Origin of the sequence: Achromobacter sp. HZ34, from assembly GCF_002209485.1 — a bacterium.
GTDB lineage: Bacteria > Pseudomonadota > Gammaproteobacteria > Burkholderiales > Burkholderiaceae_B > Bordetella_C.
Genome location: NZ_NJIX01000001.1, coordinates 935,970 through 962,918, shown reverse-complemented (window position 1 = coordinate 962,918; position 26,949 = coordinate 935,970). Strand labels below are relative to the sequence as shown.

The window sequence follows — 26,949 nt, the reverse complement described above, 5'->3', positions numbered from 1 at the left end:
CGCAATGAATACAGTTCAGCAGTTCCTGAAACGCCTGGGGTTTTCGGGGGGCGCCAAGACGGGCGCAGACGCGCGATCGAAATCCGGCGTGGCGCCCACTCCCTTGCTGATGGCGCTGGAACCTCGGGTGGTCTATGACGCTTCGGTAGCAGCCATGGCGCAGCCGCATGCCGCCCAGACGCATGCCGCCGGCGATGCGCATCCCGGCGCGGCCACGGCGAACGACGCGACGGCGCCCGCCGCGCCCAGGACCATCGCTGAACATGATGTGGGGCAGGGCGGTGCCAGGAACGGCGATGGCGGCAAGAGCGACGCCGGTCTTTCCGGCCGCGGCAAGGGCACGGACGGCGCGGTGAATGACGCCAAGGTCAGCGAGACCAGCACGAACAGCACCGTCGACACCCAGAAGACGCTGTTGGTGGCGGATGCGATCGCCACCGATACCACGGCGCATTCGGTGGTGTTCATCGATCCCAGCGTGTCGGATATCCAGGCCTTGATCGCAGGCCTGCCGCAGGGCACGCAATATGTGGTGCTGAATGCCGGCACGGACGGCTTCGCGCAGATGGCGGATTATCTGCAGGCCCATCCCGGCGCGGACGCCATCCACCTGATTTCGCATGGCACGGACGGCATGATCCAGGCGGGTTCGACCTGGCTCAACGCGTCTGACCTGGCGGCCGAAAGCGCCCAACTGACGCGCATCGGCGCCGCCATGAATCCCGGCGGCGACTTCCTGATCTACGGCTGCGACGTGGCCGAGAGCGCCGACGGACAGCACCTGGTCCAGCAGATCGCGGCACTGACGCATTTGAACGTTGCCGCATCCACGGACGCGACGGGAGCCGCTGCCCTGGGCGGCAACTGGACACTGGAATACCAGGCCGGTAAGACCCATACCGCGGTGATCGAATCGGCCGCGGCGCAGGCGCAGTACGACGCATTACTGGTCCAGACTGTCGAGAGCTACGACAGCAGCTTGGGGTTCTCCACCACTAATTCGACGTTCACGCTCAACGGCGTGACCTATGCCACCGACGCGACCGGCTTGGTCACCACCATCTATACCAACGGCGCGCCAGGCAGCCCCCAATACGGCGATCCTCACGGAGCTCCCTTTCTCTCATCCGGACCTACGGATGGAACGCTGATGTTCGACGTCGGCGACAACTCGGTGCCATTGTATTCGGTGACTATCACCATGGCCGACGGCAATGCATTCACGTTGAGCAGGTTCGACCTGGATGCGGCAACCGCGGGCACGCTGTATCTGGTTCCGGACGGCGACATGTCCAAGGCGGTCGTAATCTTTACGACGACAAATCCCGGCGGGGATAATTTCACCAATACCGTCGATGTTTCGGGCAACGTCAACTTCGCGAATGTGCATTCCGTGCAGATCCTCGATGTAGAAAGCGGCGGTGGATACATGTCGCCATCGCTGGACAACCTTACCTATCAGGAAGTCGTCCCCGCAGTGCCAACCGTCACTACGAGTAGCGGTTCGGCGGCCTGGACCTCGGGCGACAGTGGCGTCGGCACCAGTGCCACCCCCGTCGCCGTGGACGCCGGCCTGACGCTGGCCGATCCGAATACCACGACGCTGACCGGGGCGACCGTAAGAATCTCGGGCAACTACAGTTCCAGCGATATTCTTCTTTTCACCGCGCAGAACGGCATTTCGGCGGCCTACACCGGAGGCGTACTGACGCTGACCGGTTCCGCGTCGCTGGCGGATTACCAGCAGGCACTTCGGTCGATCAAGTTCTCGAATCTCTCGTCGTTCGGATCGCTATCCACCGCGACGCGCACGATCACGTACACGGTCACCGACAGCACCTCGGCCACCAGCACTGCTGTGACGCGGACGGTGACGATCACAAAGGCTGAGCAGTCTCCGGTCCTCACCGTCAGCGGCGCCCCCACGCCAACCTATACGGTGGGCTCCAGCGCCGTCTCGATAGATAGCGGCTTGACAGTGACCGACGCCGACAGTACTACGCTGACGAAGGCAACCATCACGATCGGGACCGGCTTTCATTCCGGCGATATCCTGAACTTCATCGCCCAGAACGGTATCAGCGCGAGCTATTCCGGTGGTGTCCTGACACTGACATCTTCGGGCTCGACACTGGCCCAATGGCAGGCCGCGCTCGATTCGATCACGTTCAGTACGAGTGCCGCGGTCTCCAGCACGCGTGATATTACCTACTCGATCGACGATGGAACGAAGACCAGCCTGGTGGTGCACCGCAGCCTCACGGTGGTCGCGGGTCCCACGGTAACGACCGATGTGGGCTCCGCCCAGTTCGTGAGCGGCGACAACGCCACCTCGACGCCGGTCGCGGTCGATGCCGGCGTCCTGCTGGCCGATGGCAACAGTTCGACCCTGGTCAGCGCGACGGTCTCCATCACGGGGAACTTCCAGATCAATCATGACGAACTGGTATTCGCCGGCAATCCGTCGACGATGGGCGATATTTCCGGCGTCTATGACTCGGGTACCGGTATCCTGACGTTGACCTCCGCGGGTGGCGCCAGCCTGCTGCAGTGGCAGAATGCGCTGGCATCGATCAAGTTCACGAACGACCTGGTGGTGCCGTCGACCTTCACGCGTACCGTGAGCTACCAGATCAACGATGGCACGCTGACGAGTTCGGTGGCCACGCGTACCGTGGCAGTGACGGCCACCGACCAGACTCCGGTCCTCGGCGCGGGTGGCAATACGGTGGCGTTTGTCGCGGGCGACAACGCGGCATCCACGGCAGTCATCGTGAACGATGCCATCAGCGTGACCGATCTCGACGGCGGGCCGCTGCAGGAGGCGGTGATCACCATCACCAGCCACTACGAGGCGACCGACGTCCTTGCTTTCAATAATAACAACACCGCCCTGTACGGCAATATTTCTGCCACCTACACGAACGGTGTGATGATTCTGACCTCGTCAGGTAACCAGGCCACGCTCATGCAGTGGCAGAACGCGCTGGAAGCCGTTTCCTACAAGTCGACGGCCGTCACGCCGGGCAACGCCTCACGCACCGTCAGTTTCGTCGTCAGCGACGGCACGAAGTCCAGCACGGGGGTCACCACCACCGTGACGGTGACCGACATCGACCAGACGCCGATGATTCACGGCAGCAACGGCAACGCGACCTTCACACAGGGCGATAACGCCAGTTCTACCCCCATCGTGATCGACGGCGGCATCACGCTTTCAGACCTGGACAACAGCACGCTGACCCACGCCGACGTCGTCATCTCGACCGGCTACGACTCGAACGGCGACCTCCTGCTGTTCACCAACGACAGCTCGACGATGGGCAACATCACAGGCTCGTACTCGAACGGCGTGCTGGCGCTGAGCTCGTTGAATGGCACGGCGACGATTGCGCAATGGCAGTCCGCGCTGCGTTCGATCACCTACACGGACACCGCCTCGGCGCCCGGTACCACGCAGCGCATCATCAGCTTCTCCGTCAGCGACGGTGCGAAGACCAGTACCAGCTTCCAGCGTTCGGTCGATGTTGTGCTGACCGAACAGTCGCCGGTCGTTACCGATACCGGCGGCACCGTCACCTTTACCTCGGCCGACAACGCTCCCTCCACGCCAGTCGTGGTGGATGCCGGTGTAACGCTGACAGACCAGGACTCGGCGACCATGGCGTCGGCTACCGTGAAGATCACCGGTAACTACCAGAACGGCGAGGACGTGCTCGCCCTGGGCAGCGGCGCATTCGGCGACATCCAGGCGCATTTCGACGCCAGTACCGGCACATTGACGCTGACCTCGGCCGGCGCCTCGACCATTGCGCAGTGGCAGGCGGCGCTGCGTTCGGTCACCTACGTCGATACGGCCGCCGTGCCGCAAACCGCGAACCGCAGCATCAGTTTCAGCGCCAACGATGGCACAAAGGATAGTAGCGGTTCGAACAAGGTCATCGTGGTGAACGCAACCCACCAGACCCCGTTGCTCGGCGCCACCGACAACCATCTGAGCTACCTGCCGGGTCAAGCCCCCACGGCTATCGACAGTGGCATCACGCTTACGGACCTGAACGTGAGCGGCTCGACGCTGGTGTCGATGACCATTACCGTACAGATGACAAGCGGTATGCAAAGTGGCGACAGGCTGGGGTTCAGCTTGCCCACGTCGACGCTGACCAACGGCATGAACATCACCTACGATGGCACAACTGGAACCCTGACGATTACCTCGACCGGCGGCACCATCGCCCAGTGGCAGAGGGTGCTGGACAATATCCAGTTCTCGGGTGCCGCCGATGCGCCGCTCGGCACGCGCACGCTCAGCATCGTCATCAACGACGGCGTGAAGGCCAGCGCCCCGATCAACTACAGCGTTGACGTTATCAGTTCCGCCCCGGCGCTGGATACCACCAGCACCGGCAGCGTAAGCTTCGTGGCGGGCGACAATGCCAGCTCGACACCGGTGGCGATCGATCCGAATTTGACGGTCGCCGACCCGCTCGGCAACGTGGTCGACAGCGCGGTGGTCGCGATCACCGGCAACCTGCACAGTGGCGAGGACCAGCTCTGGTTCGTCAATGACGGCCTGACGATGGGCAACATCACCGGCAACTACAACCAGTTGACCGGCGCGCTGACGTTGATCTCCAGCGATGGCTCCGCCACGCTCGCGCAATGGCAGGCCGCGCTGCGCTCGGTCACCTATACGGACACGCTGGTCACGCCGAACAGCGCGACGCGCACCGTCAGTTTCTCGTTGAGCGCAGGTCCGCAGTTCAGCAACGTGCTGACGCGCTTAATCACCGTCACGCCCGGCGACCAGACCCCGCTGTTGTCCACCAGCAGCACCGGCAGCGCCCCGTTCGTGGCCGGCGACAACACGGCGTCCACACCGGTCGCGATCGATACCAACATCGTGGTGGCCGACCTCGATAACCCCACGCTGAACTCGGCCACCGTGCAGATCGGCGCCGGCTTCCATGCTGGCGAGGACGTGCTCGGCTTCATCAACGATGGCACGATGGGCAACATCTCGGCCACCTACGACGCCGTCCACGGCACGTTGACGCTGACCTCGGCCGATTCGAGCGCAACCCAGCTGCAGTGGCAGAACGCGCTGCGCGCGGTGACCTATACCGACACGGCCATCACACCCGACAACACGCAGCGCTCGATCCAATTCACCATCAGTGACGGCACCAAGTCGAGCACGGCATTGACGCGCACCGTCAGCGTGACCGATACCGACCAGACGCCGGTGATCTCGACCGTCAGCAGCGGTTCGGCCTCGTTCGTCGCGGGCGACAATGTCGCCTCCACGCCAGTCGCGGTCGATAACAACATCCTGCTCATGGATCTCGATAACACCACGCTGGACTCGGCGACCGTGCAGATTGGCGCGGGCTTCCATGCCGGCGAGGACGTGCTCACGTTCTACAACGACGGCACGATGGGCGACATCACGGGCAGCTACGACGCCAGCACCGGCACGCTCACGCTGACCTCGCAGAACCATTCGGCCACCCTGGCGCAGTGGCAGGCCGCGCTGCGCTCCGTCACCTATCTCGACACGGCTATCACGCCGGACACGACCACGCGCTCGATAAATTTTTCCGTCGACGATGGGACAAAGACAAGCGCTGTCTACACCCGCGACCTGACCGTCGCCGCCACCGACCAGAGCCCGCTGATCTCGAGCAGCAGCACCGGCAGCGCCGCGTTCGTGGCCGCCGACAACGCGCCGTCCACGCCAGTGGCGGTCGACGCCGGCATCACGCTGAGCGACGCTGACAACACCACGCTGGCCACGGCCACCGTGCAGATCGGCATCGGCTTCCATGCGGGCCAGGACGTGCTCGGTTTCGTCAACGACGGTTCGTCCATGGGCAATATCACGGCCACCTACGATGCCGTGACAGGCACGTTGACGCTGACTTCAGCGGGTCACACCGCCACGCTGGCGCAATGGCAAAGCGCCTTGCAGGCGGTCACCTACACCGATACGGCGTTCTCGCCCGATACGGCCACGCGCACCATCGGGTTCAGCGTCAATGACGGCACCAAGAGCAGCGCCGCTATCACGCGCGACGTGACAGTGACCGCCGTCGACCAGACGCCCGTCGTCGCGACCGGCAGCACGGGCGCCGCCGCCTTCGTGGCCGGCGACAATGCGCCGTCCACGCCCGTCGCGGTGGACGCCGGCCTGACCGTGTCGGATCACGATAACGCGACGCTGGCGTCGGCCACGGTGCAAATCGGCGCCGGCTTCCATGCCGGTGAAGACGTCCTGGCCTTCGCCAACGATGGTTCGACGATGGGCAACATCCGCGCCGTCTATGATGCTGCCACGGGCACCTTGACGCTGACTTCGGACGGTGCCACGGCTACCGTCGCGCAGTGGCAGGCGGCGTTGCGGGCGGTGGCCTACACCGATACCGCGGTCACGCCGGACACGGCCACGCGGACCATAGGCTTCACGGTCAGCGACGGCACCAAGACCAGCGCCAGTTTCACGCGCGCGGTCACGGTCGCCGCCACCGACCAGACGGCCATCGTGGGTTCCACCGCCAGTGGCGCGCCGACCTTCGTCTTCGACGGCGTCAACCCGCCGGTGGCGGTGGCGGTCGATACCGGCATCACGCTGTCGGACCGTGACAGCACGACCTTGGCATCGGCCACGGTGCGGGTGGGCGCCGGCTTCCATGCCGGCGAGGACGTGCTTGCCTTCGCCAACGACGGGGCATCCATGGGCAACATCACCGCCGCCTACGATGCCGCTTCCGGAACGTTGACGCTGACGTCACAGGGCGCGACCGCGACCTTGGCGCAGTGGCAGGCAGCCTTGCGCGCCGTTACCTACAAGGACACGGCGACGCTGCCGGCCGATACGTTGCGTACCATCAGCTTCACGGTCAATGACGGCGTCAAGGAAAGCGCGGCGTTCACCCGCCAGGTGGCCATGGACATCACCCCGCCGGTCGTCGTGCCGCCCACCCCGCCTGCGGCCGATCCGGCGCCGCCAGCGCTTATCTCCCTGCTGCCGCCCCCGGCGCCATTCAGTAGCGGCAACGGCACGTCGGCGAGCCAGGGACCGGGCGCGTCCCGCACGCAGTTCGCGCCGGACTCGATGCCGTTCTTCCCCCTGGACCTGACCAGCGGTATTTCCAACCCCTTGATCGTGATCGACGCTTTCGCCGACGCGCCGCCCCTGGGCATGCCGCCCATGGTCAACGCGATCACCTTCTCGCCGACGGATGTCGGCGACGTGGGCAGCGGCCCGGGTTCGTTCGGCACCGTAGGCGGCCAGCCAGCGCATGGCTCCTTGAGCCGCACGTCCGTGGATGCGGCGACGGCGATCCCGGTGCCCGACGTCGGCGAAGTGCTGCTGAATGCCGCGGACCAGGCCATCCGGGTCAACGCGGGTCCGAACCAGCCGTTCTCGGTGTCCCTGCCTTTGCCGGCAGCGGCCGGGGCGGGCATCAACGGGGCCACCGCGCACGTCGAGGTACGCCAGGCCAATGGCCAGGCGCTGCCCGCCTGGGTCCGTTTCGATCCGGTGCATGGGACATTGGCCGGCAAGACGCCGCCCAATGGCGCCGAACTGCGCATCCAGATCATCGTGCGCGACAGCAATGGCAATCAGACGCAGCGCGACATGACGATCGAATTCGGTGGACGTCCCGGCCACGCCGACGCGGCCTCCGTGCTGCATACGGAAAGCCCGATAGCCGCGATCGGAACGGCTGAAGCGCTGGCGGCCAGCGATAACGGCGCCGGCACGGCAGCGCGCGCCGGCATTGCGTTCGCGGCCAAACCTTCCCTGACCGAGCAGTTCGCCCGTGCGCACGCCACGCTGCACGTCACTCGTCCGGCCGCCGTTGCAATCGTACCGGCAGCGCCGGCCGCGACCGCGACCGCGCCGCAGGCATGAATTTTCCAGAACCTTCACTCCAATACTACGTAGAAGAGCAACCCAAAGTGAATTCCCTGACCATGGCGACGCGTCCCACGCGTCCGGCATTGCTGGCGCTGTCTTTCGTAACGGTATTGTTGGCCGGCTGCGCGATAAAGCCGACGCCTTTCACCGACGCCGAACGGGCCCAGACCGCGCGTGACGATCGCGCGACGATGTTTACGCAGCAGCCGCCCATCGCGGGTCCGATCACGCTGGACGAGGCGATGGCGCGGGCGATTCGCTACAACCTGGACCATCGCCTGAAGATGATGGAAGAGGCGCTGGGCCAGCGCCAGCTGGACTTGTCCAACTTCGACCTGCTGCCCAAGCTGACGACCGCCGCCGGCTACAACAATCGCAACCATCCGCTGGCGTCGTCATCGACCAACGTCTTCACGAATGAACAGTCCCTGGCGCCTTCCTATTCCACGGACAAGACGAACCGCACGGCGGATCTGTCTTTCTCCTGGAACCTGCTGGACTTCGGGGTCAGCTACTTCGAGGCCAAGGAACAGGCCGATCACGTCCTGGTGCTGGAGCAGCGTCGCCGCAAGGTCGTGCAACTGCTGATGCAGCAGGTCCGTGAAGCCTACTGGCAGGCCACCGGTGCGCAGCGCCTGCGCGACCGCATCGGCCCGCTGCTGGACCAGGCCGGCACGGCGCTGCAGGATTCGCGCCAGGCGCAACGCGAGAACCTGCGCGCGCCGGTCGATACGCTGAACTACCAGCACGCATTGCTGGAGCTGATGCGCCAGTTGGAGGAAATCCGCGACAATCTGGAGCAGGCCAAGCCGCGCCTGGCGTCCTTGATGAACGTCGATCCGGGCCAGGATTACACCCTGGCGCCGCCGCGCGACTTCGCGGTGCCGCAATTCGACATGCCGATGCCGCAGATGGAAGAAACGGCGCTGGAGCGCCGGCCTGAACTGGTCGAGGCCAGCTACAACGAACGCATCAGCATCAACGAGACGCACAAGGCGATGGCCAAGCTGTTGCCCGGCATCGAGCTGAGTCTGGGCCAGCATTACGACAGCAACAGTTTCCTGGTCTACAACAACTGGCGTTCGGCCGGCGTCAGTGTCAGCTGGAACCTGCTGAATCTGTTGAACATCAAGAACATCACGGGCGCGGCCGACGCGCAACTGGCAGTCGCCAAGACGCAAAGGCTGGCGCTCAGCATGGCCGTGCTGACGCAGGTACACGTCGCCCGTTCGCAGCTGGGCGCCAAGCAGCGCCAGTTCAACCTGCTCAAGCAGATGAACGATGTCGATCAGCAGATCCTGCAGCACACCCACAACGCCACCCAGGCCAGCGCCCAGGGCAAGCTCGACGAGATCCGCGCGGCCACCGCGGCCATGATGTCGGAATTGCGCTTGTACCAGAGCTACGGCGAACTGGAGAATGCCTATGGCCAGATGCTGGCGACCCTGGGCCTGGACCCGGTGCCGGACACGGTGCAGGCCAAGGACCTGAATACGCTGGAACAGGCCATCCGTAGCGAACAGCAACGCTGGGCCGCGCTGGGCAACGGCGCCGTCGCCGCGCCTGCCGCGTCCGAGGTGAAGGCGCAATGACGTTTATCGACAGGGCAGGCCGGCTGGCACGCCCGCCGCATGCCACGCTGGCCTTGGCATTGGCGCTGGCCCTGCCGCTTGCATTGCCGTTCGGTCAGGCTGATGCCGCTGGCGGTAACCCGCCGGTAGCCGTGAACGCCGGCGCCGCATCGCCTGTGTCTGCATCGGCGCCGTCAGCGCTATCGCCTGTTGCCGCCACCGGCACGCCGGGCGCGGTGCCGCCCGCGCCCGCGGCCGAAGACGACCGTATCCGCATCCAGCTCGTATCGCGCGACCAGGTGGATATCTCCAGCGAGATTCCCGCCAAGATCGCCACCTTGCCCTTGCGCGACGGCGACGCCTTCAAGGCGGGCCAGACGCTGGTTACGTTCGACTGCTCCCTGTACAACGCCCAACTGCGCAAGTCGCAAGCCGAGGCGGGCGCCGCCGGCGACCTGCTGCGCGTCAACCAGCGCCTGGCGCAGCTGCATTCGGTGGGCGAGCTGGAAGTGCAGCAAGCTGCCGCCAAAGCCAAGGCCACCAATGCGGAAGTGGCGTACATGCAGGCCACGGTAAGCAAATGCGCCATTGCCGCGCCGTTCGACGGACGCGTGTCCAAGCGCATGGCCGCGCCGCAGCAGTTTGCCGAGCCGGGCAAGCCGGTGCTGACGCTGATCGACACCAGCCGCCTGGAATTGAAGATGATCGTCCCGTCCAAGTGGCTGGCGTGGCTCAAGCCCGGCCACAAGCTGGAAGTGCAGGTGGATGAGGTGGGCAAGACCTATCCCGCCCAGGTGGCGCGTATCGGCGCCAAGGTCGATCCGGTCACCCAGACCGTGGACGTGACCGCCGAAATCACGGGTAGCATGCCGGATCTGTTGCCCGGCATGAGCGGCTGGGCGACGTTCGCGTCGCGTTGATGATCATGGCAAGTGGTCCCGACGTATCGGTCTCCGCCCAGGCCGCGCAGGCGCAGGACGATGCCGGCAAGGTGCACATCGACGCGCAGCAGTTGGCGCTGCTGTGGCAACTGGCCGCACGGGCGCGTACGGCGCAAAGCGATGCCACGCTGGGCTTCACCATCGTCAATGAAACGCTGTCGCTGATCCCTTATCGCCAGGCCGCCTTGTGGCGCGGCGAGGCCACCGGCAAGGTGAGCGCGGTGTCGGGCCTGCCGCATAGCGACGCCAACGCGCCTTATGTGCAGTGGCTCGACAGTCTGTGCCGCGCGCTCGGCCGGGGTGCCCTGGCCGGCGTGGACGTACCGCCGGTGGTGGGTCCGCGTGCCTTTACGGCCGCCGATCTGCAAGCCGCCGCGCCGAACGTCACGGCGGAATGGCAAGCCTGGTGGCCGGCGCACGCCTTGTGGCTGCCCTTGCCGGGACGCGACGGCAAGACGCTGGGCGCGGTGGTATTCGCACGCGACGAAGCCTGGACGGCCAGTGAGCGTGTCCTGCTGGCCGAGTTGGCGCAGGTGTGGGGCCATGCCGTGCAGGCCTTCGGCCCGCGCCCCCTGTTGGGCGACCATGCCCGCAAGGTGTTGCGGCCCGGGCGCACCCAGCGCCTGGCGCTGCTGGCGTTGGTGCTGCTGTGCCTGGTCCCCTTGCGCCTGACCGTGCTGGCGCCGGCCGAAGTCACGGCCCAGAATCCTTTTGTCGTGCGGGCACCGCTGGACGGCGTGATCGACCATCTGTACGTGCAGCCCAACCAGGCGGTTGCCGCCGGCACGGCCCTGCTGGGCCTGGATGCGACGACGCTGAAATCGCGCTACGCGTCGGCGCGCAAGGACTTCGATACCGCGCAGGAAGAATATCGGCAGGTCGCGCAACTGGCGGTGACCGATGACCGCAATCGCCTGGACATGGCTGACAAGAAGGGCAAGCTGGACCAGAGCGCCGTACAGCTGGACTACACCGCCGCGCAGTTGGCGCGCGTGCAGGTGAGTGCCACGCGAGCGGGCGTCGCGGTGTTCAGCGACCCCAATGAATGGACCGGCAAGGCGGTGTCGGTGGGCGAACGCATCCTGCTGCTGGCCGATCCCGCCCACGTGGAATTGACGGCCTACATCCCGGTTGCCGACAACGTCGACGTCAAACCCGGCCAGGCCATCACCCTTTACCCCAAGAGTTCTCCGCTCGCCTCCTACGAAGCCACCATCGATTCCGTCGCGTACCGGGCCGAGCCCACGCCGGATGGCGTGCTGGCCTACCGCGTCCGGGCCAGCTTCGCCGATGCCGACGCGGGCACGCATCCGCCCTTGGGCGCGATGGGCAGCGCGCGCATCCGCGGCGAGTGGGTCCCCTTGATCTACTACGTGCTGCGCCGGCCACTGACCCTGGCCCGCCAGTGGCTGGGCTGGTAGGGCGCGCGCCCGCCGCCTGAAGCCGAACCCTTTGCGCCATGGACAGACTGCCGCAACTTCGCCAGGAACTGACGCTGACGCCCGGCGCCGCGCTGCCCGAGGGCGCGCCCACGTGGATGCTGCACGATCCCGCCGCCAACCGCTTCTTCCAGATCGGCTGGCCGGCCTTCGAGATCCTGGCGCGCTGGGGCCTGGACGACGCCCAGGCCATCGTCGATTGCGTGAACCGCGAAACCACGCTGCAGGTGACGGTGGCGGATGTCGAAGCCTTGCTGCGCATGCTCAGCCAGCAGAACCTGCTGGTGTCACGTTCGGCGACGGACACCGATCGGCTGGCGCAGCACGCGCAAGCCACGCGATCGAGCAGCGCGATGTGGCTGCTCAAGCACTATCTGATGATACGGATACCGTTGTGGCATCCGATGGGTTTCCTGCGGCGCAGCGCGGGTGTGGTGGCGTTCGCGTACAGCAAGGTCTTCTGGTACCTGGTCGGCGCCTGCGCGTTGGCGGGTCTGTTCCTGGTGTCGCGGCATTGGGATGAATTCATTCATACCTTCCACGGCTATGCCGATGCGCAGGGCATCGTCGCGGTCGGTATCGCGCTGGGTTGCGCCAAGGTGCTGCACGAGTTCGGCCATGCCTACACGGCGCAGCGCTATGGCTGCCGCGTGCCGACCATGGGGGTGGCGTTCCTGGTGATGCTGCCGGTGCTTTACACCGACACCACGGAGGCGTGGAAGGTTTCCAGCCGTGCACGGCGCCTGCGCATCGGGGCGGCGGGGATGCTGACGGAGATCGCGCTGGCGGCCTTCGCGACGCTGGCCTGGAGCCTGCTGCCGGATGGGCCATTGAAGGCGGGGGCGTTCCTGCTTGCGACCACGTCCTGGGTGGGGACGCTGGCGATCAACGCCAGTCCCTTCATGCGCTTCGACGGCTATTTCCTGCTGTCGGATTGGCTGGATATGCCGAACCTGCACGAGCGCGCGTTCGCCTTGGGACGCTGGTGGCTGCGCGAGGTGCTGTTCGGCTTCGGTGATCCGCAGCCCGAACCCTTCAGCCCCGCGCGGCGCCGCTTCCTGATCGGTTTTTCCTTCGCCACTTGGTTGTACCGGCTGGCGGTGTTCTTCTCCATTGCCTTGATCGTCTATCACGCCTTCTTCAAGGTGCTGGGGATGCTGCTGTTCTGCGTGGAGTTCGGCTGGTTCATCGTGCGGCCGATCGCGCAGGAGGCCGCCGTCTCGTGGAAGCGGCGCGCGGAGTTGCGGTGGGGGCGGGAAACGGCGCGCACGGTGATCGTTGCGCTGGCGCTGATCGGATTCCTGGTGCTGCCGTGGCATGGCGGTGTCAGCGCGCCCGCGGTGTTCGGGCCGGCGCAGGCGCAGGGCCTGTATACGGCGGCGCCGGGGTATCTGGCGGCGCAGTCTTTTGCGCGCGACGGGCAGCAGGTGGCGGCGGGCGACGTCCTGGCGGTGGTGGTGTCGCCGGATCTGGCGTACCAGGTCAAGGCGGCGCAGGCCGAGGAGGCCACCTTGCGTTGGAAGGTGCAGCAGCAGTCTTTCGACGATCGTTTGCGGCAGCAGGGCGTGGCGCTGCGCAAGCGCTGGGAAGGCGCGCGGCAGGCCGTGGCGGGGCTGCAGGCCCAGATCGATCATCTGACGATACGCGCGCCTTTCGATGGCCGCGTGAACCTGCCGGGCGAGGCGCCCGCCGCGGGGACGTGGCTGCCGCGCGGGGAGCATCTGTTCGATGTGATCGGGCCGGCGGGCATCAAGGGGGATGCCTACGTGGATGAATACGACGTCAGCCGCGTGCGACCGGGGCAGGCCGTCACCTTCATTCCTTCACTGGCCGAGGCGGCGGCGCTGCATTGCAAGGTACAGGCGCTGGACAAGGTGAACCTGGGGGCTTTGGATGAGCCCGCGGTGGCGAGCGTCTATGGCGGGCCGATTCCCGCGGAAATGGACCGCAAGACGAATCAGCTGGTGCCTTTGCAGGCGACCTGGCGGGTGCGGGTGGGCGATTGCGCGGATGGGGTTGCCCTGGCGCGCGAGTTCAATGGCGTGGCCAGCCTGGGGGCCGGGCGTGAAAGCCTGGCTGGCCGCTGGATCCGAGAGGGTGTCGCCATCGTGCAGCGCGAGGCGGGGTTCTAGCTGTTTTTTTGCGGTGAGGTTGGCGGCTTCGAACCCTCTCTCATAGAAGAATTTTTTGATGATGGGGGAGACCCCATCGCCCCTTTTTCGGGCTATCGCCCCTTTCCCGGAACTAGCGTTCCTGGCGCTCCTGGTCTAAGGCACGATCTGACGGCCTGCTTCCGCGCCGGTGGCACGTTCTGGACGGTCTTCTCGCAGCGCGCTACCGGCGGCGGCGCGAGCGGGCGCATCGACGTTCCGGCTGACCGGGCACGCAAACTGCAGAGCAGGGGACATTTCCGCCATTTTGATCTGGCCTGGCCATGCCCTGGCCAGATTCTATGCGGCGCATACAAAATGTCGGTACGACAGGCCGACAAGGAACGTCCCATGAGCCAGCCCCCCACCAATCCCGCCGCCGTCCAACCCCTGAGCATCGACGACATCACCGTCATCGACAACGCCAAGCTGAAGAAGGCCGTCACGGCCGCCGCGCTGGGCAACGCCATGGAGTGGTTCGACTTCGGCGTATACGGTTTCGTCGCCACCGCCCTGGGCAAGGTCTTCTTCCCGGAGGCCTCGCCGGCGGTGCAGACCATCGCCGCCCTGGGCACCTTCTCCGTGCCCTTCCTGGTGCGGCCGCTGGGCGGCGTGTTCTTCGGCGTCATGGGCGATCGCTTCGGCCGGCAGAAGGTGCTGTCGCTGACCATCATCATCATGGCGATCAGCACGTTCTGCATCGGCCTGATTCCTTCCTACGAGGCCATCGGCCTATGGGCGCCCCTGCTGCTGTTGGCGTGCAAGCTGGCCCAAGGCTTCTCGGTAGGCGGCGAATACACAGGCGCCGCCATCTTCGTCGCCGAATACGCTCCGGACCGCCGCCGCGGCTTCCTGGGCAGTTGGCTGGACTTCGGCTCCATCGCCGGCTTCGTACTGGGCGCGGGCCTGGTGGTGCTGCTGCACTCCACGCTGGTGGAACAGGCCTTCCTGGACTGGGGCTGGCGCCTGCCGTTTTTCGTGGCGGGGCCGCTAGGCCTGCTGGGCCTGTACCTGCGGCACGCCGCCGAGGAGACCCCGGCCTTCACCCAGCAGCTGGAAAAAATGGAAAAGGAAGACCGCGATGCCGTGCAGGAACGGCCCACGGTGTCCTTCAAGGAAATCTTTTCCAAGTACCGCAAGGCCTTGCTGGTCTGCATAGGCGTGGTGCTGGTGACCAACATCACCTACTACATGCTGCTGACCTATATGCCCACCTACCTGTCCAGCAGCCTGGGCTATTCCGAGGAGCATGGCGTGCTCATCATCGTCGTGGTGATGATAGGCATGCTGTTCGTGCAGCCGGTGGTCGGTTTCTTCAGCGACAAGGTGGGGCGCAAACCCTTTCTGCTGGCAGGCAGTATCGGCCTGCTGGTGCTGGCCATTCCTGCCTTCCACTTCATCGGCAGCGACAACACGGGGCTGATCTTCCTGGGCCTGCTGTGCATCGCGATCCTGCTGAACTGCATGACCGGCGTGATGGCGGCCACGCTGCCGGCCTTGTTTCCCACCCGCATCCGCTATAGCGCGCTGGCCAGTTCCTTCAATGTCGCCATCATCGTGGCCGGCCTGACGCCCACGGTTGCCGCCTGGATGGTGGAAGGGACCGACAACGTGATGATGCCGGCCTATTACCTGATGGTCGCGGCCGTGGTCGGGCTGGTGACCTCGTTCTTCCTGCCCGAAACCGCCAACCGGCCCCTGCGCGGCGACACGCCCAATGCGGCCAACCGGCGCGAGGCCAAGGTGTTGCTGCAGCAGGCCTACGACCATATCGAGGAAACGGTGCAGGAAGTCGACGCCGAGATCACGGAACTGGAAGAGCGGCTGGCGTCCCTGCGCCAACGCCGCCAGCGCCTGGCGGACCGCCACCCGGATCTGGAATAGGCCTGCACATACAGGCCGTCACGGCACGACAGGGCGGCCCATTACGCTGGCGCCGTCGAAGCGCGACGTGGCGTGACCCGTCACCACCCGGCGGCGTAAGCCGGCCGGCGCGGATCCGCGCCGCCCCAGCGCACGCCCGTCGCCAGGTCGTGCCGCACCGCGCACATGGCGCCCGCGCGCCAGCTGCGGTCCTGCCACCACTTGACGGTGTGGCCCATGGCGGCCAAGGCCTCGCCCACGCCCCGGTCCACCAGGTCCTCGATCATCAGGCGTCCCGGCATGGCGTTGTGCGGCTCGAATGAAGAGGGGAAGCTGAAGGTGGCGAAGCGTGGCGCCTCGATGGCCTGCTGCACGTCCATGCCGAAGATCTCCATGTTCAGGAAGGTCTGCAGCATGGCCTGGCATTGGACGTCGCCGCCCGGCGTGCCGAAAGGCATCACGTATTGCCCCGGCCGGATCGCCAGCGACGGATTCGGCGTCAGGCGCGGCCGGCGGCCCGGACCGACGGCGCAGGGATGGCCCGCCTCGGCCCAGGACTGGCTGCCGCGTCCGGACGCGCAGATGCCCGTGCCGGGAATCACCGGTATGTTGTAGGAACCATCGCTGGGCGTGGCCGAGAAGGCGTTGCCGTCCTTGTCCACCACGGCCACGTAGGACGTGTCCAGGCGCGGATCGGTGCGCGCCATGTCGTCGGGACCGGCCGCGCGCAGGTCGATGTCGCGCGCGGTGGGCAGCCTTCCAGCGGCCGGCATGTCGGGCCCGGCGCGATGGGGATCTATCATGGCCAGCCGTTGGCGCGCATAGTCCTTGGACAGCAGCGCGTCCTGCGGCACGGCGCTGTGGCGGGGATCGCCGTAATGCACCTCGCGGTCAGCGAACGCCAGCTTGATGGCTTCGGTCAACAGGTGCACATACGGCGCCGAGTTGTGCCCCAGCGCATGCAGATCGCTGGTTTCCAGGATGTTCAGCATCTGCAGCAGCGACGGTCCCTGGCACCAGAAACCGCAGCTGTGCACCCGCGTGCCGCGGAAGTCGGTGACCAGGGCCGGGTCGACCTCGACGGAGAAATCGCGCAGGTCCTCGTGCGTGACCAGGCCGCCTTCTTCCTTGTGATACTTGACGATGGCCGCGGCGATGTCCCCTTCATAGAAAGCCCGGCGGGCGGCCGCCAGGCCGGCCAGCCGGCCTTCGCCCTGGCGCGCGCGTTCCTCGTCGGCCATGTACTGGATGCTGTCGGCCAGGTCGGTCTGGCGGAAGATGTCGCCGGCCGCGGGCGGCTTGCCGCCAGGCAGGTAGACGGCGGCACTGGACGGCCAGCGGGCGTAGTTCTTCGCGTTCTCCGCCAGCACTTCCGCCATCAGGGGGTACATGACGAAGCCCGCGCGCGCCAGGCGGATGGCACCGGCGGCGACTTCGCCGAAGCTCATGGTGCCGAAGCGTTCCAGCGCGGTGATCCAGGCATCGGGCGCGGCGGGAATGACGGTGCGCAGCACGCCCGCGGGGATGGTGCCGCCATGCTTTTCAAGGAAGGTTTCCAGGCGGGTGGCCTTGGGCCAGTAGCCCAGGCCGGAGATGCTCCACACCTTGCCCGTTTGCGCCTGGTAGACCAGGATGGGCGCCACACCGCCGAAGTTGACGATGTCGCTCTGCACAACGCCCAGTGCGATGCCGGCCGCCACGCCCGCATCGACCGCATTGCCGCCGGCTTGCAGGATGTCCATGCCCGCCTGGGTGGCCAGGTAGTGGCCGGCGGAGATCATGTGGTTCAGGCCGGCCAGGGCCGGGCGCATCGAAGTGGGGGCGCTGCCGGCGGTCAGGTCGGGAGCGTAGGGCGTGGTGGACATGGCGGTCTCCTGTTATTGCGGCTCGATGCCTAGTTTCTCCGTCAGACCTTTCCAGCGCTTGAATTCGGTCTGCAGGTACTGGCGGAACTGGTCTGGCGAACTGCCTTCGACGATGACGTCGCGGGCTTCCATGGCGCGACGGACGTCATCGCTGGCCAAGGCTGTCCTGGTGGCGGCGTACAGCGCGTTGACGATATCCGGCGGTGTGCCCTTGGGCAGCAGCAGGCCGTACCAGGAACCGCCGACCAGGTCGGGGAAGCCGGATTCCTTGGCGGTGGGAATGTCGGGCGCGCCGGTCAGCCGCCCCTGGCTGAAGACGGCCAGGGCCTTGAGTTTGCCAGTGTGGATCAGGGGCAGGGTGGTGCCGGGCGTGTCCAGGGTGTACTGCACCTGTCCCGACATCACGTCGTTGAGCAGCGCCGCGCTGCCCTTGTACGGCACGTGCATGGTCTTGATGCCGGCCTGCTGGTTGAGCAATTCCGAGAAGAAGAAATTGGCCGTCATGGTGCCCGGCGAAGCGTAGTTGACCTCACCGGGATGCGCCTTGGCGTAGGTGACCAGTTCAGGCAGGTTGTTGGGCGGGAATTGCGGATTGGCGACCACGATGAAGGGGCCGCCGCCGATACGCGTCACCGGGATCAGGTCGTTCATGGGGTCGTAGGTAAGACCCTTCACGGTCAGGGGGGCGCCGGTCAGCGGCGAGGCCGTGGCGAACAGCACCGTGTAGCCATCCGGGTCGGACCGTATCACCTGCTGCGTGGCGATGGTGCCGCTGGCGCCGGCGCGGTTCTCCACGACGATGGACTGCTTGAGTTGCTTGCCCAGCGCTTGCGCCAGCACGCGCGCCACGGTGTCGGTGCCGCCGCCCGGGGGATAGCCGACGATCATGCGGATCGGCTTGTCGGGCCAACCCTTGGCGCCGTCGCCGGCCGCCTGGGCGCAGGGCGCTTGCATGGCGCCGGCAAGGCAGGTGAGCAGCGCGGCGGCGCTCAAGGTAAGGATGCGGCGGCGGCGGGGGCCGCGTTGCCGCAGTGATGCAGGGACATGGGCAATCATCGTTCTCTCCTTGAATGCTGCCGCGGCCGGAGGGCCTTCTTACTTCTTCCTTCCTACTTCTTCCTTATTGCTGCGCGCTGCTTCCCGCCGCTTACTTGTTCGCCGCCAGTCCCAGCTTGCGGACGATCTCCGCTTCCAGCTCGTACTGCCTGGCCGCGTAGGCAGCGTAGTCCTTGCCGTCCATATAGACGAGTTCCTGCCCGTATTGCGCCAGGATCTGCTTGAAGGCATCCGTCTCGGCGACCTGCTTCAGCACGGTCTGCAATTTAGCCACGACCGCGGGCGGCATGTCCTTGGGGCCGGCGATGCCAAAGGGCGCGTTGGCCGGCGGCGTGCCGTCCAGCTCGTGCAGCGTGGGCGTTTCCGGATACTGCGCGCTGCGTTGCGCGCCCCAGGTCACCAGCATGCGCATCTTGCCGGCCTGCACCAGCGGCTGCACCGTGGTGGAGCCCGCATACGCCGCCACCTGGCCGCCCATGACGGCGGTGAGCACGTCGGACTCACCCTTGTAGGGGATGTGGCGCCACGTCACGCCGTTGCGCGTGGCGATGTCTTCCATCATGACGTTGGAGGCGCTGCCCACGCTGGCCGTGCCGTAGGTGATGTCGTTCGGATGCGCCTTGGCGTAGCCGATGAAATCCGCCCAGGTCTTGTACGGCGAGGCGGTGGGTACGGCGACACCCAGCGTGTAGCCGCTCAGCATCATGATGTAGGTGAAATCGTGCACGGGGTCGTAGCCCATGTCCTGGATATGCGGCATGCGGAATACCGGGCTGGGCAGGATAGCCAGCATGTAGCCGTCGGGCCGCGCCGTCTTGATGGCGCGCGCGCCCAGGGTGGCGCCCGCGCCACCGCGGTTTTCGATGATGATGGGCTGGCCCAGTCTGGGCGCGGCCAGCTCGGCGAACTTGCGGATCACGATGTCGGTGGAGCCGCCGGCCTGGTAGGGCACGACGATGTGCACGGGATAGGCGGGGTAGGCGTCGGCAGCGCGGGCGGTGGTGGGCGCAATGACGGCGGCGGCCATCAGCAAGGCTGCGGACGCGGCGCCGGTGACGGCCAGGCGATGGGGCCGAAGCAGGCGTGCGATGGTTTTGGACAATGTGGTCATGATGATCTCCGCGATGTTCAAGCCGTAGTTCCGGCCTTGCTTCCGGCCGTGGTTCCGCCCGTTCCCCAGGCTTGCCCCAGCGCGCGCTGGAAGTTGCCGCCCAGCACGCCCAGGATCTGGCTGTCGGAAAGGCCGGCCTTGTGCAGCGCTTCGGTGAAGGCGGGAAATTGCGCCGGCGTGGGTGTTTCCACCGGATAGCGAGCCTCCATCACGTCGCCGAAGGCATCGGAGAAGTCGCCGCCCGACTTGGCGTATTTGGTGCGCGACATCACCATGACGTGGCGCACGGCTTCGTAGGTGTCCACCGAGGGGAAGTCGGTGCCTATGCCCACGTGCTCATAGCCGACCAGCTCGCCGATGTGCTTCACATTGGCCACGAAGTCGGCCAGCAGCGGCTGCTGGCGGGGATCGCCGCGCCAGCTCAGGTAGGCGTGGATGCTGCAGCCGATGACGCCGCCGGTGTCGGCCACGGCCTTGATCACCTCGTCCGACTTGTTGCGCGGGCGCTTGATCACGGCATTGGCGTTGGCATGCGTCAGGAACACGGGCTTGCTGCTATGGCGCGCGCTGTCCAGACAGGTTTGCGGTGCGCAGTGGCTGAGGTCGATGGCGATGCCGACGCGGTTCATCTCCTCGACCATCTTCAGGCCCAGGTCGCTCAAGCCGGCGTTGCGCTTTTCCAGGCAGCCGTCGCCCAGCAGATTGGCTTCGTTATAGGTCAGCTGGATTACGCGGATGCCCAGCGTGTGGAACAGGGCAATGCGGTCGACCTGGTCGCCCAGGGGCTTGCCGTTCTGCCAGCCCATGATCAAGCCCAGCTTGCCGGTCTGCTTGGCGCGGGCGATGTCGTCGGCGGACTCCACCAGCAGCCACGGGCTGTCCTGCGCGGCACAGCGCTGGCGCCAGGCCATGGCGTCCTTCAACGCTTCCTCGAAACCGGCGCCCATCTCGCTGACGGTGACGTTGATCGCGCTGACGCCGCCGGCGAGCATGTCGCGCGTACTGCCGTCGCTGAAGAAAACCAGGCCATCGATGATGGTGGCGCGGCGATGCAGATCGGCGCTGTGGCTGTCCATGAGTCGTGTTTCCTTTGCTGGGAGGGTGGAATGCGGTCTTGGTCGGGTGAGTGCGGCCTCAGGTGCCGTAGCGATCGAAGCGGAAGGGGTACAGGTCCACGCTGGGGGTGAGCCCGCGTATCGTTTGCGCCATCGCTTCGCCGGCGGCCGGGCCGATGCCGAAGCCGTGGCCGGAGAAACCGGACGCCAGATACAGCCCCGGCAGACCCGGCACCTGGTCCATTACCGGCATGGCGTCGGGCGTCACATCGATATAGCCGGCCCAGGCGCGGGCGATCCGCGCATCCTTGAACACGGGGAAGGCGTGCTGCAGGCGCTCCCACGCCTGGGCGATGCCTCGGCGCGAAGGCTGCGGATCCAGCACGCGGTGCAGTTCGAAAGGCGATACCTGGTCGGCCTGGAAGTGGCGCGGGATGGCGCATTCCTCGAAGAAGCGCTTGCCGAAACGCAGCCGCACGAAGCTGCGGTTGGTCATCCAGGCGCGCATGAAATGGCGCATCAGGCGAAAGCTGTCCGGCACGACGTCCGCCATGGACGCGCCGAACTGCGACACCGTGTAGCCGCCGTCGGCGCGCTTGCGGCAGGTGAAATCCTTGCCGTTGATCGCGGCATCCAGGCCGGCGTTGAAGGGCTGGGTGCGTAGCACCGAGCCGCGTACTTTCAGCTGGGGGAAGTCGGCGCCGAGGTTGCCGCAGAACAGGCGCGACCAGGCGCCGGCCGCGACCAGTACCGCCGGGGTGGCAACGGTACCGCTTTCCGTCACCAGCGCGCTGACCCGTCCCGCGCTGCGTTCGATGCCGCGCACGGCGCAGCCTTCGTAGATCAGGCCGCCGGCGTCGCGGGTGAGGGCGGCGATGGCCGCCGTGGCCAGTTGCGGTTCGGCAACGCCGTCGGTGGGGCTGTACATGGCCCCGGTCCAGCCGCGGCGCGATTCCGGCAGCAGTTGGCGGGCGGCGCGGCGGTCCAGCAGGTGGGCGTCGATGCCATAGGGGCTGGCACCGTCTATCCAGGTCTGGTGATTGGCTGCGTCGTCCTGGTTTTCCTGCAGATAGAGCATGCCGCTGCGCCGGAAGCCGACATCGGTCATGGACTGGATTTCACCCCACAGCTGGTTGGCGCGTAGCGCCAGCGGGACTTCGGGCAGGTCGCGGCCCAGGGTGCGGACCCAGCCCCAGTTGCGCGAGGACTGCTCGCAGGCCAGGGTGCCTTTTTCGAATACGGCCACGCGCACGCCGGCGCGGGCCAGGGCGTAGGCGGTGCTGATGCCGATGATGCCGCCGCCGACGATGGCGACGTCCACCGCGATGGGCAGGCGGGGGGAGCCGGCTGGCGGATTCTGGGGGCGGGTATGCAGCGCTTGCGTCATCGTGTCGTTTTATGGTGTTATCGCTGTTCGATAACTGGATACGAATAGCGATAGTCGATTGGCGTACTTATACTGCGCGTCGGCCAGCGCAACAACGTAAGGGTTTCCCTAAGGTTCAGGCTTCGTGTCCGGAATTCCGGTTCTTTATTTTCAGGAAACACCATGTCCGAGTCTTCCGCCCTGATGATCCAGTCCTTGGAAAAAGGGCTGGCGGTGCTGCAATCCTTTCGCGGGCACGCATCGCTGAGCATGCAGGAAATCGCCCGGGAGAACGGCATCACCCTGGGGTCGGCGCAGCGGGTGGCCTACACGCTGGAGCAGACGGGCTATCTGTATCGGGATCCGCGCAGCAAGCGCTATAGCGTGACGGTCAAGGCGGTGGGCCTGGGGTATAGCTATCTCTATCGCCAGCCCCTGTTCCAGAATGCGCACGCGGTGCTGCACCAGGTGAACCAGGAGTGCGGAGAGATCGTCAACCTGGCCGTGCCGGATGGCGAGGACAATATGGTCTTCGTCATGCGCGTGGCGCCGGCGCGGCACATTCCTGTCTATTTGCCGGCGGGCGCCAGGATTCCCTGTGTGGCATCGGCTTCCGGCCGGGCGCTGTGGGCGCAATTACCGCCGGCCGAACTGGAGCGCAAGCTGCGCGAAGTAGCGCGCATCGAGCACACCCCCAAGACCACCACGGACGTGGCGGCCTTGCGTGCATTGATCGACGAGGCGCGGCACGACCATTACGCCTATGCCGACGAAGAGTATTTCCCTGGCGATCTGAACGTGGCGGCTGTCATCCAGGACGACCATGGCGCCGCGATCGGGGCGGTGAACATATCGGTGCCCAAACCGAGGTGGTCGCTGCAACGGGCACGCGAGGAACTGGGCCCGCTGGTCATCCGCGCCGCGCGGGCGGTAGGCAAGCATAGTTGATATACGCTCAGGTTCACGTCTGTTCCGCCACCAGGGCGCAGATGCCGCAGGCGACCAGCAGGGCGCCGCCGGTGATCTGGAACAGGCGTTGCGCACGGCGGGTGGTCAGGAAGCGGCGGGCGGAAGTGGCGAAGACGGCGTAGCAGGCGGAGTTCATCATGCCCATGACCACGAACGTCATGGCCAGCATCAATAGTTGGCGACTCACATTGCCATCGGGATCGACGAATTGCGGCAGGAAGGCGACGAAGAAAACGATGGCCTGGGGATTGAGCAAGGTCACCAGATAAGCGTTCAAGCTCAATTCCCAGCGCGTCTCCGCGGTGCAACCACTGCCCAGCTGCGCCGGCACCGCGCCGGCACGCAATGACCGGTAGCCCAGGTACAGCAGATACAGTCCGCCCGCATACTTGACCACGTTGAACCAGAACGGCGAAGCGGCCAGCAGGGCGCCCAGGCCCAGCAGCGATAAAGTCAGGCCGGTCGAGTCGGCCAATGCCACCGCGGTCACCAGGGATGCATTGGCGCGGCGCCCATGCGAGATCGAGTAGTTGATGATGGTGAGTACGGTCGGACCGGGGATGATCAGCAGTACGGCCGACGTGGCGACGAAGGCTATCCAGAGTTCGATGGGCATGAGTGTCTTCCTCTTGGCTGGGTATGGCGACGGCGTTGCCCCGGGCAGCCGTAGCCTCGACAGCGAGGAATCACCGGCGCCGCGGCCAGGCACACGCGATCGCCATCCGCGCCCCACTGACCGCCAACGCGTGTGGGTAACGAAGGAGGGCGATTAGTTCGCCTTCAAGAGGGAAAAGGATTTGTGCGCGTACCAGGACGGTCCGCCCCGGGGGCTCGGGTACCCGCCTCGCATGGAGCGCCGCCAGATCCGCGCGAGGGTGTGGCAGCACGTCGCCGTCGAACCAATGCGGTACGACGCGCGCCGCGGCGGCTGCACGGTATTGCGGAGGACCGCTGGACGATGAGACGTTTTGGTCTTCAGCGCCAGGGCTTTCAGACCCCCTTACACCACTGTCTGATGATGCGCCAGCAGCAAGGCAATGGCGCAGGATCCCAGCCGGGCCAGGGTCTCGTCGGCGCGGCTGGTCAGGATGATGGGTACGCGCGCGCCCAGCACGATGCCGGCGATCTGGGCACCGGCCAGATATTCCAGCTGCTTGGCCAGCATATTCCCCGCCTCCAGGTCAGGCACAACGAAAATGTCCGCGCGGCCGGCCACCGGGGAGGTGATGCCCTTGGTCGCCGCCGCCGCGGCCGAGACGGCGTTGTCGAAGGCAAGCGGGCCGTCCAGGATGGCCCCCGTGATCTGCCCCCGATCGGCCATCTTGCATAGCGCCGCGGCATCCAGCGTCGAGCGCAATTTTGCGGTGACGGTTTCGACGGCCGAAAGAATGGCGACCCGTGGTTGCGGAATACCCAGGGCATGGACCAGGTCGATGGCGTTCTGGATGATGTCGCGCTTGTCTTCCAACGACGGGGCCACGTTGATGGCGGCGTCGGTGACGAACAGGGGCCGGGGGTAGGCCGGCGCGTCGATGGCGAAGACGTGGCTGATGCGCCGTGCCGTGCGCAGTCCCGCGGCGCCGCTGACGACGGCGCGCATCAGTTCATCGGTGTGCAGCGACCCCTTCATCAAGGCTTGCACCTGGCCATCGCGCGCCATGCGCACGGCTTGCTCGGCGGCGGCCTCGCTGTGTTCGGTAGGGATGACTTCGTAGGGCGCCAGGTCGATTTGCGCGCGTTCGGCGGCGGCCTGGATTTTGGCGAGCGGGCCGATCAGCACGGGCACGATGAGCCCGGCGCGCGCGGCTTCGATGGCGCCGACCAGCGAAGGCGTATCCACTGGATGGACGACGGCGGTGCGCAAGGGGACCAGACCGCGCGTCATCGCGATAAGGCGCTCGTAGCCGCGGCCGCGTTGGACAAGTTCGACGTCGGGCAGGGTGGCCCTGGGCCGGGAGATTTTTTCCGTGGGCGCGGCTACCTGGACCACGCCGGTGATGACGTCTTCGCCGTTCTGCCTGACCGCCCGGCAATCCAGCGTCACCCGATGCGTCGCGTCGTCCTTGGCGATGACTCGCACCGATACGGTGATGGCATCGCCCACGGCGATCGGTTGAACGAAGTGCAGCGCCTGGTCCAGGAACATGGTTCCCGGTCCGGGCAGCTTGGTGCCCAGCACCGTCGAGAGCAGGGCCACTGCCCACATGCCGTGCGCCACCGTGGCCTGGAACTGTTCGCTATGGGTGACGTCCGCGTCCAGGTTCATGGGCGCCGCATCGCCCGCCACGACGGAGAAAAGTTCGATATCCCGATGCGAAAGCGTACGCGCAAGGCTTGCCGAGTCGCCGACGTTCAATTCCGCATAGGTACGATTTTCGATTCGATCCATGGCATGTCTCCGAGGACGTCCGTCCTGTCCAGGAAGATGGCGGTGACGGCTACCGCTGATATTACCCGCGTATGCTGCGGCGCATCAGTGCGCTTTCCTGATCTGCATCAACAGAGAGGGCGATCGCGCCGCCAACCTGCATCGGGCGCCCAGGCTTCGATCTGCTCGGGCGTGTAGTCCCGTGCGGCGATCAGGTGGATGGCCGAGTGGAAAACCTGGAAGAGGGCGGGCTCGTCGCCGAGCCGAAAACGTCTTATGCGCATAATATTGTCCGCGTTCAGCACAAAACCTCCCTTATTCCGACGCCGCATGAAAAATCAAAATACTACCCGGCCTTCCTCCTACTTCGAATCGGTCAGCGCATCGCGCTTCGTGCCTACGTTGCATGTTGGCGGCGGCTGGAATCCCGCCGAGCAGCATATCGCGCCGGCAATCGGCCTGCTGGCCCACCTGGTGGAAGCGCACCGCGATGCCCGCCGCCAGGATGGCCTGCGGATCGGCCGTGCCAGCTATGACATCTACGGTGTCCTGCCCATGGAAGCCTGCGACGTGGAGATCGAGGTCATCCGGCCAGGCAAGACGATCGAATTGGTGGAAGCCCGCCTGACCCACGCCGGGCGCGTGGGACTGACGCTGCGGGCCTGGCTCATGGCTGCGTCGGACACCAGCGCAGTGGTGGGTGATGACTTTCCACGTCTGCCGCCGCCGGACGCCTTGCCCGCCGTGGACATGTCCAAAGTCTGGCCCGGCGGCTTCGTCGCGAGCATACAACTGCGCCGCAACGAAGTGAGCCCGGGAAATGCGGTCAGCTGGATCAATTCGGATGTGCAACTGCTGGCGGGCAGTAATGTCAGTCCGACCGCGCGGATGCTGGGTCTGCTGGATACCGCGAACGGCGTCACCCCGCGCGCGCAACCCAGCGACGTGGCATTTCCGAACATCGACCTGACCGCTCACCTGATCCGGCAGCCGCTGGGCGACTGGCTGGGCTTCGACACCAAGGTCGCCTTCGGCCCCACCGGCCTGGGCGTGACCCACAGCATCGTCCACGACACCGAAGGCCCCATCGCCGTCCTCAGCCAGTCCCTGACCGTACGCCCGAGGACGTCCTGAGGCGCGCAGGTTCGAGCGCCCTAATCTGAGCGGCGAGGCTGCTGCACTTCTGTGCCTCCGAGGAGGGAGCCTGAGGCGCGGCGCGGGCCGTCGGCTGGCGCTTGACCCGTTCCTCGGGGCCGACCTTATGCTGGCTG

The 26,949-nt window shown here is 66.1% G+C and carries 16 protein-coding genes; 8 read left to right on the top strand and 8 right to left on the bottom strand.

Features of this window, described 5'->3' with window-relative positions:
- Positions 1 to 4 precede the first annotated feature (4 nt).
- The 6 genes from CEY05_RS04035 to proP all read left to right on the top strand — a co-directional run bounded on the left by CEY05_RS04035 (position 5) and on the right by proP (position 15,909).
- Positions 5 to 7,918: a DUF4347 domain-containing protein gene (locus tag CEY05_RS04035; RefSeq protein ID WP_088596070.1), complete on the top strand. Its 7,914-nt coding sequence runs from the start codon at positions 5 to 7 to the stop codon at positions 7,916 to 7,918.
- Between the two features lie 62 nt (positions 7,919 to 7,980).
- Positions 7,981 to 9,516, top strand: coding sequence for a TolC family protein (locus CEY05_RS04030; RefSeq protein WP_369825890.1), 1,536 nt, complete (start codon positions 7,981 to 7,983; stop codon positions 9,514 to 9,516).
- On the top strand, positions 9,513 to 10,415 hold the full coding sequence (locus CEY05_RS04025) for an efflux RND transporter periplasmic adaptor subunit (protein ID WP_088596068.1): 903 nt from the start codon (positions 9,513 to 9,515) through the stop codon (positions 10,413 to 10,415). The genes CEY05_RS04030 and CEY05_RS04025 overlap by 4 nt, the downstream gene beginning before the upstream one ends.
- Before the next feature lie 5 nt (positions 10,416 to 10,420).
- Positions 10,421 to 11,857: an efflux RND transporter periplasmic adaptor subunit gene (locus CEY05_RS04020; RefSeq protein ID WP_088596233.1), complete on the top strand. Its 1,437-nt coding sequence runs from the start codon at positions 10,421 to 10,423 to the stop codon at positions 11,855 to 11,857.
- A 38-nt stretch (positions 11,858 to 11,895) separates the two neighbouring features.
- Complete coding sequence (locus tag CEY05_RS04015) at positions 11,896 to 14,007, top strand: HlyD family efflux transporter periplasmic adaptor subunit (RefSeq protein ID WP_088596067.1); 2,112 nt, start codon at positions 11,896 to 11,898, stop codon at positions 14,005 to 14,007.
- A gap of 369 nt (positions 14,008 to 14,376) precedes the next feature.
- Positions 14,377 to 15,909 carry a glycine betaine/L-proline transporter ProP gene (proP, locus tag CEY05_RS04010; RefSeq protein ID WP_088596066.1) on the top strand — a complete coding sequence of 511 codons (1,533 nt, stop codon included), beginning with the start codon at positions 14,377 to 14,379 and terminating at the stop codon, positions 15,907 to 15,909.
- Positions 15,910 to 15,989: 80 nt separating this feature from the next.
- Here proP and CEY05_RS04005 read toward each other — a convergent pair whose 3' ends face one another.
- From CEY05_RS04005 to CEY05_RS03985, 5 genes are all read right to left on the bottom strand, one after another.
- Positions 15,990 to 17,753: a gamma-glutamyltransferase family protein gene (locus tag CEY05_RS04005; RefSeq protein ID WP_088596065.1), complete on the bottom strand. Its 1,764-nt coding sequence runs from the start codon at positions 17,751 to 17,753 to the stop codon at positions 15,990 to 15,992.
- Between the two features lie 12 nt (positions 17,754 to 17,765).
- Positions 17,766 to 18,809: a tripartite tricarboxylate transporter substrate binding protein gene (locus tag CEY05_RS04000; protein WP_088596064.1), complete on the bottom strand. Its 1,044-nt coding sequence runs from the start codon at positions 18,807 to 18,809 to the stop codon at positions 17,766 to 17,768.
- 91 nt (positions 18,810 to 18,900) lie between these two features.
- Positions 18,901 to 19,920, bottom strand: a complete 1,020-nt coding sequence (locus CEY05_RS03995) for a tripartite tricarboxylate transporter substrate binding protein (RefSeq protein WP_088596232.1) — start codon at positions 19,918 to 19,920, stop codon at positions 18,901 to 18,903.
- A 17-nt stretch (positions 19,921 to 19,937) separates the two neighbouring features.
- Complete coding sequence (locus tag CEY05_RS03990) at positions 19,938 to 20,996, bottom strand: dipeptidase (RefSeq protein WP_233161339.1); 1,059 nt, start codon at positions 20,994 to 20,996, stop codon at positions 19,938 to 19,940.
- A 58-nt stretch (positions 20,997 to 21,054) separates the two neighbouring features.
- On the bottom strand, positions 21,055 to 22,362 hold the full coding sequence (locus CEY05_RS03985; RefSeq protein WP_088596063.1) for an FAD-binding oxidoreductase: 1,308 nt from the start codon (positions 22,360 to 22,362) through the stop codon (positions 21,055 to 21,057).
- A gap of 162 nt (positions 22,363 to 22,524) precedes the next feature.
- Between CEY05_RS03985 and CEY05_RS03980 the strand changes: the two genes are divergently transcribed.
- The gene (locus CEY05_RS03980) at positions 22,525 to 23,289 is read left to right on the top strand and encodes an IclR family transcriptional regulator (RefSeq protein ID WP_233161338.1); all 765 of its coding nucleotides are present in this window, start codon (positions 22,525 to 22,527) and stop codon (positions 23,287 to 23,289) included.
- Positions 23,290 to 23,302: 13 nt separating this feature from the next.
- On the opposite strand, the gene CEY05_RS03975 is transcribed toward CEY05_RS03980, so the two are convergent.
- The 3 genes from CEY05_RS03975 to CEY05_RS03965 all read right to left on the bottom strand — a co-directional run bounded on the left by CEY05_RS03975 (position 23,303) and on the right by CEY05_RS03965 (position 25,962).
- Entirely contained in the window at positions 23,303 to 23,926 is a 624-nt protein-coding gene (locus tag CEY05_RS03975; protein ID WP_088596062.1) for a LysE family translocator, read from the bottom strand.
- A gap of 384 nt (positions 23,927 to 24,310) precedes the next feature.
- Positions 24,311 to 25,699: a bifunctional enoyl-CoA hydratase/phosphate acetyltransferase gene (locus tag CEY05_RS03970; protein WP_088596061.1), complete on the bottom strand. Its 1,389-nt coding sequence runs from the start codon at positions 25,697 to 25,699 to the stop codon at positions 24,311 to 24,313.
- 107 nt (positions 25,700 to 25,806) lie between these two features.
- On the bottom strand, positions 25,807 to 25,962 hold the full coding sequence (locus CEY05_RS03965; RefSeq protein WP_369825877.1) for a hypothetical protein: 156 nt from the start codon (positions 25,960 to 25,962) through the stop codon (positions 25,807 to 25,809).
- Positions 25,963 to 26,008: 46 nt separating this feature from the next.
- Here CEY05_RS03965 and CEY05_RS03960 point away from each other — a divergent pair, with 46 nt between their 5' ends.
- On the top strand, positions 26,009 to 26,812 hold the full coding sequence (locus CEY05_RS03960) for a thioesterase family protein (RefSeq protein ID WP_088596060.1): 804 nt from the start codon (positions 26,009 to 26,011) through the stop codon (positions 26,810 to 26,812).
- Positions 26,813 to 26,949: the final 137 nt, after the last annotated feature.